This is a genomic window from Olsenella sp. CU969 (genome assembly GCF_905219715.1).
In the GTDB taxonomy this organism is placed as follows: domain Bacteria; phylum Actinomycetota; class Coriobacteriia; order Coriobacteriales; family Atopobiaceae; genus Granulimonas; species Granulimonas faecalis.
This window is the reverse complement of record NZ_CAJMXC010000062.1, coordinates 1-11,346: the sequence shown is the minus strand read 5'-3', so window position 1 is coordinate 11,346 and position 11,346 is coordinate 1. Positions and strand designations below refer to the sequence as shown.

Sequence of the window (11,346 nt, the reverse complement as noted above, 5' to 3'; positions counted from 1 at the left end):
CTCCCGCCCGCCCCTTTCCGCCTGAAAGCGATTGAGGGCGCCCTCAATCGCTTTCAGGCGCAGAGAGGGGTCACGCTGGGACCGCAGGTGGGGAGAGGCCCGCAGCCGGCCTATCGCCCGCAGCCGGCCCATCGCCCGCAGCCGCATGCAAAAGGGGAGGCAGCCGCAGCCGCCTCCCCTGCACAACCGCACGACCCGCGAGCCCTCAGGCCTCGTAGGCGATGGAGTCTCCCGCCCACTCGTCGAGCTTTCCGATGGCGTTGCAAATCACGTCGAATGGCTCGTCGCTGGCGCACGACGCCCGCGCAACGTCAACCTCCTCCTGCGGAACCTCCCCGGTAAAGCAGCGCTCCGCGTAGAAGCCGCANCGCATGATGGTCTTGACGGCCCCGGAAACGTCGTTTCGCATGGAAAGAGGCAGCCCTTTCTGCTCCACCAAGTGCTCCGCGATAAAGTCGCACGACGCGGTGTAGCTCTCGTCCCAGTTGAGGTTGCCGTTTTCCCGGGCCTCGGTGCGCAAGAGCTCCACCTGGCGCNGAAGCTCGCCCTGCAGGGCGCTGGAGCGGCCCCTCTCGGGCACGTACTCCTTNCAAATCCTGTCGCAGGAGTCCAGATAGGGAAACTTGACCCCGGTCGGCTCCGGCTCATCGGGATGAATCAGCTCCCAGATGGTGTCTATGAGGCTCACGAAGGAACTCCTCTCAAGCAAAGCCCCGCGCGGGGCGCCCAGCTGCCGGGCGCCCCGCGCGAGCCGGTCAGTTCTCCTTCTGCCAGCCGATGTTCTGCGGCAGCAGCGTTTGGAGCAGGCAAGGGCCGTAGTTGGCGAGCCCCTTCTTCACCACCATGCCATCCGGGCNNTTCTGGTTGGGGACGATGGCGTAGAGCTCGAGGGCCTTCTTCNCGGCCNCGTTGCACANCTNGACCTGCTTCTTGTTGTCGGACTCGCCGAGGACCTGGTTGAACAGCTTGTCCGCCTCGGGGCTGCCAGCATGGGTGAAGTTGGACGGTGTGTCGGAGCCGTACAGCTGGTAGCCAAAGTCGTAGCCCGTGGGAGANCCGCCCCAGCGGATGCCGATCATGTCAAAGTCGCCGCTGTTCACCACCTTGGAGAAATCAGAGGCCGGGTGGGTCTTGATGTCGATCTTGATGCCAGCATCCTTGGCCATCTTCTGCACGGCGGCATCCAGGCTCTTGCCCGTGGCGGAGTCGCCAAAGGAGTCCAAGGAGAAGGCCGCCTGCACACCGTCCTTGGCGTAGTAGTCGCCGTCCAAGGCGTAGCCGGCGTCCTCGAGGGTCTTGCGCGCGGCCTTGGCACGGTCCTCGGAAGAGGCGCCGTCGAGCTTCTTGACATCGTCGGGCAGGTTGTTCTCGTAGCCGGCCTGCCACGGGTACATGACGATGGAGCCGAGCCTGTCCTCATCCCAGCTCACGCCCTTGTAGGAGATGGAGAGGTCGATCTTGGGGTCGAAGCACTGGCAGAAGGCCTTGCGCACGACGATGTCCTGCAGGGCGCCGCGGGTAGTGTTCAGCTCGTAGCAGGCCAAAGAGTCAGCGAAGGCACGGCGAATCTCGGCGTCCTCCGTGGTGCTGTAGTTCTGCAACTGCTCCAGATAAGCAGCGGCAGCGGCATCCGTCTCCCCGTTCTTGAAGGCGTTGATGGCCGCCTGGGCGTCCATCTGCTTGTAGGTGACCTCGTCGAGCTTGGGAGAGTCGCCCCACCACTGGGGGTTGGGCTTGAAGGTCACATGGGCATCGTCAAAGGAGTCCACCACGAAGGGGCCTGCCTGCCACTCGTTGTGGGGGTTGTTGACCCACCCCTTGGTATACACCTCGGGATCCTGGTTGGCAGGGTGCATGACGTCGATGAATGCCTGGGGCGGGTAGGCGGGAGTGGAGAAGGTGATCACCACCTCGTGGTCGCCGGCGCCCTTCTCCACGCTCTCGATGAGCTCCACGCCGTCGGTAGAGGCGGGCGTGAAGCGCTCGTCCTTGCCGTTGCCCGTCATCCACGCGGTCTTGAAGGCCTCCACGTCCATGGGGGTGCCGTCGTTAAAGACCGCCTTGGGGTTCATCTTGATGGTGACGACCTCCTTGCCCGACTCCTCGGAGACGTCGCACGACTCCACATAGTCGGGGTTGGGCTTGATCTCCGAGCCATCGGGGGACCAGAGNCNTAGAAGTGGGGCCATCTTGTTCCACAGGGTGCTCATATAGGCGGTGTTGCCGTTCACGCTGGTCTTGTTCCAGTCGGGGCCGATCTCGGAGATGGCCAAGGTGAGCGTGCCGCCGTCCTTGATGTTGTCGCGGGGCTGCTCGTTGATGTAGACCTTGCCCTTCTCGGGCAGGGGCAGCTTGTCCGCGGGGGTGGTGGCGGGCACGCCCGCCGAGGACTCGCTGTTGCCCGAGCCGTTGCCGCCGCCGGCCGCGTTGCAGCCCACGAGGCCTGCACCGGCAGCCGCAGCCCCTGCCGACCCGGCCAGGNCCACAAAGGCCCTGCGCGATATGTTGTTGGTGTCCATAGGCTTCTCCTTTGCTGTCAACGGGGCCGCCACGCAACCCCGAGATGCCACGTCTGTCAGGCCCCGCCGTCCTGGCCGCGCCCGGGGCGCCTCGCGGGAACGAGGCGGTTTCCAACGAGCACCAGGCGCTCGCGGGTACGCTCCACGGCGGGGTCGGGAATGGGAATGGCCGAAATGAGGGCCTTGGTATAGGGGTCTTTGGGATGGTCGAACACCTCGTCGGTGTCGCCCTGCTCGACGATGCGCCCGTTGTGCATCACGGCCACGGTGTCGGAGATATGGCGGATCACCGCCAGGTCGTGGGCCACAAAGAGGTACGAGAGCTTGAGCTGGGCCTGGAGGTCTTCCAAGAGGTTGATGATGCCCGCTTGGATGGAGACGTCCAGAGAGGCGATGGGCTCGTCGAGGAGCAGCACCTTGGGGCTCGTGGCCAAGGCGCGGGCGATGGCGATGCGCTGGCGCTGGCCGCCCGAGAACTGGGTGGGGAAACGGTCCACGTAGTCGGGGTTGATACCCACAAGGCCCATGAGCTCACCGATGCGCCGGTTGATGTCGTGGGAGCTCCACCCCTGGGCCTTCAGCGGCTCCGCGAGCACGCTGTAGATGGGCATGCGCGGGTCGAGGGAGCTCATGGGATCCTGGAAGATGATCTGCAGGTCGCGGCGCACGGCAAGGCGCTCGCGGCGCCCCTTGAGCGCGGAGATGTCATGGCCNAGCACCTCGATGGAACCATGCTCGGGGGCCACAAGGTCCATGATCTGCATGAGGGTGGTCGACTTGCCCGAGCCCGACTCCCCCACCAAGGCCAGGGTCTCGCCCTCGTGGATCTTGAAGGAGACGTGGTCCACGGCGCGCACGGTGTCGCTCCCCCGCCGGAGCAGCCCCTTGCCCTGGGCCTGGTAGGTCTTCACGAGGTCGTGCACGGCCAAGGTGACGGGGCGCTCGTCGCGGGGCATGTCGGCCCATTTGGCGGGCAGCGGATCAAGCTCGGGGTACACGTCCTCAAAGGTGAGGCCCTCGCTCACCACCCGCTCCAGCTCGTCGCAGGCGGCCAGATGGGGCCGCGCGTCGGGAACGGCCTCCAAAGCCGGCTCCACCTCGTGGCAGCGCTCCGTTGCCATGGGGCAGCGCGGCGAGAAGGGGCAGCCCGAGGGGATGGCCGCCAAAGACGGGGGCGCGCCCTTGATGGGGACGAGCCGGTGGTTGGCCGCCTCGTGGGGCTTGGGCACCGCGCCCAGAAGGCCCATGGTGTAGGGCTGCACCGGATGGGAAAAGAGCGTGTCCACGTCGGTGCGCTCCACGATGCGCCCGGCGTACATCACGCAGACGTCGTCTGCAGTGCCGGCCACCACGGCCAAATCGTGGGTGATGAGCACCACGGCGGCGCCGGTCTTTTCCTGGGCCATGGCGAGCCCGTCCAGGATCTNGGCCTGGATGGTNACGTCGAGGGCCGTGGTGGGCTCGTCGGCGATGATGATGTCGGGGTCGTTGGCCATAGCCATGGCGATGACCACGCGTTGCCGCATGCCGCCGGAGAACTCGTGGGGGTAGGAGTCGAGCCGCTTCTCGGGCTCGGGGATGCCCACCATGCCCAAGAGCTCCACCGAGCGGGCGCGTACCGAGGCGGCGTCCATGGACGGGTTGTGCACGAGCAGCGCCTCGGCCACCTGGTCGCCGATGGTGAGCATGGGCGTGAGGGCAGAGAGCGGGTCTTGAAAGACCATGGCGATGCGCTTGCCGCGATAGGCCGATAGCCCCTCGTCGCTCTTGCCCACCAGCTCCTCTCCGTCGAGCGTCACCGAGCCGGAGACCCTGGCGTTGTCGTCGAGCAGCCCTATGAGGGAGAGGGCGCACACCGACTTGCCCGAACCCGACTCGNCCACGATGGCGAGCGTGCGCCCGCGGTAAATGTCAAGGTCCACGCCGCGTACGGCGTCCACACGGCCGGCCTCGGTGGCGAAAGAGACCTTGAGGCCGCGCANCTGCATCACGGGGGCCACGGCGCCCTTCTGCGTGTTGTTGCTCATGCCTGCCGCCCCTCAGCTCTGAAGCTCGTGCTCGAGCTCGATTTGTTCGGACTCCTCCTCGGCCACGGTGCCGGCGGCCCTGGAGTAGGGGTCGATGGCGTCGCGCAGGCCGTCGCCCACCAGCTGCATGGAGACGCACAGCACGATCAAGACGAGGGAGGGGATGAGGATCGCCCACGGGGTGGTGAGCATGGTGGAGGAGCCCTGGCTCAGCAGGTAGCCCAGCGAGGTGTCGGGTGCCTGGATGCCCAGGCCGAGGAATGAGAAGGCGGTCTCGGAGTTGATGCCGCCGATGACCCCGAGCACCGTGTCGAGCACCAGGATGGAGCCGAGGTTTGGGATGAGATGGCGCACGATGACGAGCAGCGGCGGCACGCCCATGTAGCGCGCGGCCCGCACGTAGTCGCGCTCGCGCAGGGAGAGGGCCATGGTGCGCAGCGTACGGGCGTAGCCGATCCACCCAAAGGCGGTGAGGCCCGCGATGAGCATAATCCAGCCGGTGTTGGCTCCGGCCGCGCGCACGATCATGGCCACGAGCAGAAAGCTCGGGATGATGAGCAGCATGTCGAGGATCCACATGCCCACCTTTTCGGCCATGCCGCGGGAATAGGCGATGGACGTGCCCACCACGGCGGCGATCACCGTGGTGAGAACCGTGTAGACCACGCCGATGGTGAGGGAGCGGCCCAGGCCGTGCACCACGCAGGCAAACAGGTCGAGGCCGCCGCCGTCGGTGCCAAAGAGGTGGCCATCGGTAAAGGGCGGAAGCGACAGGGCCGCAAAATCGGGCTCCGTGTAGTCGTAGGGGCTCAAAAAGGGGCCCACAACGGCCAAGAGTACCAGCAAGAAGAAGATCACAAGGCCCGCAACGGCCGAAGGCTGGCGAAAGAAGCGCCGCAGCACGAGCGACGCATAGCCTATGTGGCGCACCTGGCCGGTGCCCCCGCGGGCGTCGGCCATGAGCTCGAGCTCTGCGTTGGTGACATGGCGAGGCTCCGACGGCGGGGTTTTCGTGCCGTCCTTCTCGTCGATATCCATGGGACTCCCCTCAGCTCATCTTGATGCGCGGGTCGAGCGCGGCGGCGAACAGGTCTGCGAGCAAGGCGCCCACGAGCGTGCAGACGCCTCCGAACGCCGCTACGGCCACCACGCCGTTGATGTCGTTGCCGTTGACGGCGTTGATGAAGTACTCGCCCATGCCATGGATGCCNAAGACCTTCTCGGTCATCACGGCACCCGTGAACACCGAGGCGATGGAGAAGGCCACCGAGACGGCCGTGGGNATCAAGGAGGCGCGTAGGGCATGGCGCCTCACCGCCTGACGGCGGGTGAGACCCTTGGCCCGGGCCGTGCGGACGTAGTCGGCGTGCATCTCGTCGNNCAGGTAGGTGCGCTGCCCNNGGTNGTAGCCCACGGCGCCGAGCANCGTGAGGACCAGNGTNGGCAAGAAGATGTGCTGAACGNGGTCCACGAGCCACAGCAACGGGTTGCCCCCGTCGTAGGACGACATGCCGGTGACAAAGAAGATGCGGGCGCCCACCAGCTGGTTTATCTCAATGGCCACAAAGACCACCAAGATGGCGAAGACGACGGTGGGAATCACCATGAGCACCGAGGCAAAGGCGCCCGTCACGCGGTCCTGCCAAGCGTACTGGCGCTGCGCCGTATAGACGCCNAGGGCCACGCCGATAAGCACCGANAGCACCGTGGNGGCTATGNGCAGCTGGGCGGAGACGACCATGCGCACCGAGATGATCCGGCCCACGGAGTCGCCGGTGGGGGTGATGCCCAAGTCGCCCCGCGTGACCACCCCTTCGGCCCAGCGAAGATAGCGCTCCACCACGGGCGTCTTGTCGTTGAGGTTGGCCTCGTCAAGGGAGCGCTCGATGGACTCCTGGGGGGGGCGCGGCGTTTTGGACTCATAGTTTGACCTCGGGTTGAGAAAGGCCGAGGCCAAAAAATACGTGAGCGACGTGGCCACANNGATCATGACCGCGTAGCCGGCCACACGCTTGAGAACATACAAAAGGAAACTTGACATAGACCATCCCATGAACGTGCCTGCACTGCCTGCGGCGAAACCCTAGACAAACATGGCGCTCGGGTCCTCGTCCCCCCCGGTCTCAATGAGGTGAATCGCCATCTGGAGCTGCAGCCACCGCAGGAAGACCCTCACGTTGCAGCGGTACTCGCGAATTGTGAGCTTGGACATCGATCGGTCGAGCATGCCAACGAAACGGTCGGCGTCCTCGGGCGTGGCAACGAGCGGATCGACGTGCTCCGTTCGGCACCACGTGNGGANGCGCCNCACCGCCGTGCACTTTGACCGAACGGTGCCGGATGCGTAACGCCCGGAAGTCGTCTCCATATANGCGTTGAGAATNCCGTCGCAGAGCTCTCGTTGGGCAGTGCAGCTGGCAAGTGTCGCGCTTGGTGTTGACATCTCTGGCTNCTTTTCACGAGGCCCCGCCGGTCGCGCTCGAGAAGAAGACAATGGAAACGACACAGCAGGTGAAGCAAGGAATGGGCCCGAACACGACCGACGGGGGTCTGCGCGCAATGCCGACCGTGACTGCGCGCGCAGCCTATGATGGCCCCCTGCCGCCCCGAATTGCCCGTTGAACCAAGCAATGAACTGCCGCCTTATTCGGCAAACTAAGGCTATTGATCAGAGTCAGACAAAAGGCGCCCTNTCTGCGCAGGACAGGGAGGGCGTGACATGGCGTTTAGGCGTTCTTGNTGNGAAGGGACATGGCCGATTCAGGCACCCCTGCCAAAACTTTTGGTTGCCAGCCAATTCAGCAAAAGAAAGCAAGACCTCAACGGGCCGCCCACTGAGGGAAACCGGTGCCCCCAAAGCACCGCTCCTGGCCGCGGGCCTTCTGTGGGGAGTCGGCCTCCACCACAAGGCGAGTGCTGTCCAGCCCGGACAGCGCCTGCAGGCGCGCATCGTGGTCGCGAGCCTCCTTGAGCACGGAGACGGCGTCGCGCCGGTCTGCNAGACGGCACACCGAGCCCAGCAGCATTGCGGCCTCCCTGGCCGGCGCGCTCCTCGAGAGCACCAGGGCAAAGACGGCGTTCACCTGATGTGCCCCCCATGAGACAGGCTCTGGGAGCAGGACGCAGGCCAGCGAGGTCTGATGGACGGTCGCGCGGGGCGCATAGACGCACGCCACGCCGTTGCCGTAGTACATCCGCTCCTCGCCCTGGGTGTCGAGCAGGCTCATGCAGAGCGCGGGGTCCCTGTCCACCAGGTCCAAAAGGGCGAGAAGGTCGCACAGGGCGCCGTGGGCGTTGGTGGCTTTGCACGCGCCGTCGAAACGCTGCTTGGGAAAGACCTTGGCCAGCATGCCGTAGCTGGCAATGGAGCGCTTTGCCCGACGCACGCACAAAAGGTCGTCGTCGCTCATGTAATGGCCCACCCTGATGACGGGTACCGGCATCGAGGGATTGCGCTCCTCGGTGGAAAGGATGTAGGAGAGGCGGGAAAGGTCGCAGTTCTTGAGGCGGCCGTCAGCCCATCCCGAGAAGCAGGTCACCTCGCTGCCAAGCTCCGAAGCGATCCTGTCGGCCAAAAAGTCGCGGGACGCCTCCCCCAGAGAGGAGACGAGCCCCACCGGGGTCGGCCCGGTGCTATGGGACCGCCGGACCAGGGCCCGGGCAAAAATAAAGGCGATGCTCCCGCACTCGCCATCGGGGATCTCCCGGCCGGAACGCGACTCGATNATCCGGCAGGTCTCGTTTGCAAGGACGTAGGAGAAAGGGAGGAACTCGCGCACCCCCTTGATCGGCTCGAGCCGGGCAGGGGTCTTGTACAGCATGCGCAAGAAGAGGAGGCGCAGGTGGTTTGCCGCCACCTCGTGAAGCCCCTCGTCGCTTGAGAGGTCGCACCTGAAGGTTCTGTCCAGGCTCTCTATGAGCTGGGTGGCCAAAACGTCGGTGGTACCTCCCATGGGCTCGTCGAGGTCGCACCAAAAGGCCAGGTGCATAACTACGAAGGCGCACTCGTTGAGGTCGACGGTGTGGCTGAGCACGCTCCTGATGGTGGAGCGCAGCGTGGAGCTCATCGTCGTGAAGCGAGGAAGCGTGAGAAAGCGGCCGAGTTCTTTGGGAAGCTCCAGGGAAGGCTCGAGGCCCGAGCGAAGGATCACGAGGGAGAGGCTCAGGATGAAGTCCCTGCGCGCCACTTCGGAGGCGGCGATGCCCACCACGCGAAAGAANGCGTNGGCGCANGNGTTCAAGGGCCTNGAGTCGAGGCCCACGATGTTGAGGTAGCGTTCGAGGCCGCAGCGGGAGGCCACGGCGGCGCTCTCCAGACAGAGCCGCTTGCTGAACTCCGGCCCCTCGATACGAGAGCCTTTCGCGGAGTTCCTCGCCAAGCGNAGCCCAAATTCCGAGCAGACAGCCGCCACGTCCTTGAGCAGGGCCGTTATCGTCGAACTTGAGACGAACAGCTCCGAGCGGATGTCTTTTGACTTGACCCACCGGCCGTCGCCCATGAGCTTGGCCAGCGCATAGAGCAGGCGGCTCTCCGAGTCTTGGTACACGCCGGGCTCGCCGCGCTTCGCCTGTTCCAACCTCCGCTCAAAAGCGGCGGGGTTGGAACAGCTCACCTGGTAGTCCCCACCGCGACGCTTACTCACCTTGGCAATGCCCGCAAACTCCGCATTGGCTGCCTTCACATAGGTGCGCACCGTACGCTCGCATACATCCATATACTCCATAACGGCCGTCATGGAGGCTCCGTCGCGACGGTAGATGTATTCCATAAATGAAGAGATTGTTTGGTCCACAGCGACCTCTCCTTTTTCCTCGAAGCAACTTACAGCCGCGGCAGAGTGCCGGAATAGTTCACAATTGCTACCTACCACTCGAGTAGGAGTTCAAACCTGAATTCCTATGCATGAATTCGTACTTTTTATGAAAAAGCGGGAGGCATTTCAGAGAAATGCCTCCCGCTTCGCTAGCTCATATCCACAACCGCCTCAAGGAAGACCTAACTCTTACTCCCCGTCGTTGTGGTTGCGGCGCCTGAAGACCAGTGCCACGGCANCGGCCACANCGGCNNCCGCGCTTCCGAGNANGCCCGCGATGGCGCCGGCATCACCAAGCTTGGGAANGAAGCCACCCGCAGAGAACACGGTCTTGGAAGGAGCACCGTTCGTACCACCGTTGTCGCCGTTCCCGTTGGAACTGTTGCCCTGGGACGGCGCCTCGGGCTTCGCGTTCTCAGGCTTTGAGTTGGGATCCTTGGGGTCGGTTCCCGCCTGGTTCTCCTGATCGTCGGTGAAGCCGTCGTTGTCGTCGTCGGGGTCGGTGACNTCGGGGGTGCCGTCGCCGTCGGTGTCGCGCTGGACGGTGATCGTGAACTCCTTGTCCTCGGTGGAGCCGTCCGGGTAGGTCACGGTCACCGTGCCGGTGAGGGTGCGCTCCTCCTCGTNCNTGCCCCAGTCGTCGATGGTGGGCGTGCCGGTGATAACGCCCTTGTCCTCGTCGTAGGTGAGGCCGTCGGGACCCTTGAGGTCGATCTTGTCCTTGTCGCCCTTGGTGACAGGCATATCCTTGATCGGGTCGCCGTCCTTGATGGTTTGGTCACCGTTGCCGAGGGTGAAGTCCACCGGCTTGGAGCTGGGGTCCTTGGGGTCGGTGCCATGCTTGANCTCGTCCTCGTCGCTCACACCGTCGTTGTCGTCATCCGGGTCGGTGACGTCGGGGATGCCGTCATTGTCGGTGTCGCGCAGGACGGTAAAGACCACGTCAGCGGACTTCTTCTCGGAGCCGTACTTGACCACGCCGGGAACCGTGACCTCGCGCTGCTCCTCGGTCTTGCCCCAATCGTTCACGATGGCGTGACCCTTGGTGTTGCCCTCTCTGTCAACGGAGCAGCCGGCGTCGGTGTTGAAGAGGATCTCGGCGTCCTTCTTGTTGGGCGTCACCACCTTCTCAGGCTTGAGATCCTGGTCCTCGATCACGGGAGAAGGCTTCTTGACCTCGACATCGAGAGCCGCAGGCTTGGAGTTGGGGTCCTTGGGGTCGGTCCCCTCCTTCTTCTCGTCCTCGTCCGTCACGCCGTCGTTGTCGTCGTCGGGGTCGGTGACGTCGGGGATGCCGTCGCCGTCGGTGTCGCGCTGGACGGTGACCTTGACCACGACGTCCTTGGACTCGGTGCCGTTGGTCACCTTGACGGGGAGCTCCACCTCGCGCTGCTCCTCGTCCTTGCCCCAGTCGTCGATGGTGGGCGTGCCGGTGAGNTTNCCCNGGGGGTTGACGGCCATGCCGAAGGCAATGGTGCCCTTGATGGTGGAGCCCTCCTTGTTGGGAGTCACCACCGTGACAGGGGTGATGCCCTTGCCCTCAAGCTGGGGCGTCGGGTTCTTCACGGCAACGTCGANGGCGGCGGGCGNCGGAGGCTTGGAGTTGGGGTCCTTGGGGTCGGTCCCGGCCTTCTTCTCGTCCTCGTCAGTGAAACCGTCGTTGTCGTCGTCGGGGTCGGTGACGTCGGGGATGCCGTCGCCGTCGGTGTCGCGCTGGACGGTGACGTTCANCACGACGTCCTTGGTCTCANCGCCNTTGGTCACCCTGACGGGGACCTGGACGGTGCGCTCCTCCTCGGTGGCGCCCCAGTCGGTGATGGACGGGGTGCCCACAACCTGACCCTGGCCGTCCACGAGAATGCCGTTGGTCTGGGTGGAGGTAATCACAGAACCAGGACGGTTGGGCTCCACGGCCTTGACCGGGGTGATGGCCTCACCTTCCAGCTGGGGGCCGGGGGCGGTCACCGTGGTGTCCAGGGCGGCCAG

General features: G+C 64.8%; 7 protein-coding genes. All 7 read right to left on the bottom strand.

Annotated elements, in window-relative coordinates:
- Positions 1 to 755: 755 nt before the first annotated feature.
- Positions 756 to 2,519, bottom strand: coding sequence for an ABC transporter family substrate-binding protein (locus JX283_RS06560; RefSeq protein ID WP_204829864.1), 1,764 nt, complete (start codon positions 2,517 to 2,519; stop codon positions 756 to 758).
- A 56-nt stretch (positions 2,520 to 2,575) separates the two neighbouring features.
- Positions 2,576 to 4,546, bottom strand: a complete 1,971-nt coding sequence (locus tag JX283_RS06555) for an ABC transporter ATP-binding protein (protein WP_204829863.1) — start codon at positions 4,544 to 4,546, stop codon at positions 2,576 to 2,578.
- 12 nt (positions 4,547 to 4,558) lie between these two features.
- A complete protein-coding gene (locus JX283_RS06550) occupies positions 4,559 to 5,584 on the bottom strand; it encodes an ABC transporter permease (RefSeq protein WP_204829862.1) in 1,026 nt (341 codons plus the stop codon).
- Between the two features lie 10 nt (positions 5,585 to 5,594).
- Complete coding sequence (locus tag JX283_RS06545; protein ID WP_204829861.1) at positions 5,595 to 6,587, bottom strand: ABC transporter permease; 993 nt, start codon at positions 6,585 to 6,587, stop codon at positions 5,595 to 5,597.
- Positions 6,588 to 6,629: 42 nt separating this feature from the next.
- A complete protein-coding gene (locus JX283_RS06540; protein WP_204829860.1) occupies positions 6,630 to 6,773 on the bottom strand; it encodes a hypothetical protein in 144 nt (47 codons plus the stop codon).
- 592 nt (positions 6,774 to 7,365) lie between these two features.
- A complete protein-coding gene (locus tag JX283_RS06535) occupies positions 7,366 to 9,315 on the bottom strand; it encodes a PTS sugar transporter subunit IIA (RefSeq protein WP_204829859.1) in 1,950 nt (649 codons plus the stop codon).
- Positions 9,316 to 9,549: 234 nt separating this feature from the next.
- On the bottom strand, positions 9,550 to 11,346 hold a 1,797-nt coding region (locus JX283_RS08525; RefSeq protein WP_239652514.1), incomplete at its 5' end, for a putative Ig domain-containing protein.

Excerpts from the sequence above, each read along its gene's own strand:
- JX283_RS06550 (WP_204829862.1), bottom strand. The coding sequence starts at position 5,584 with ATGGATATCGACGAGAAGGACGGCACGAAAACCCCGCCGTCGGAGCCT.
- JX283_RS06540 (WP_204829860.1), bottom strand. The coding sequence starts at position 6,773 with ATGCTCGACCGATCGATGTCCAAGCTCACAATTCGCGAGTACCGCTGC.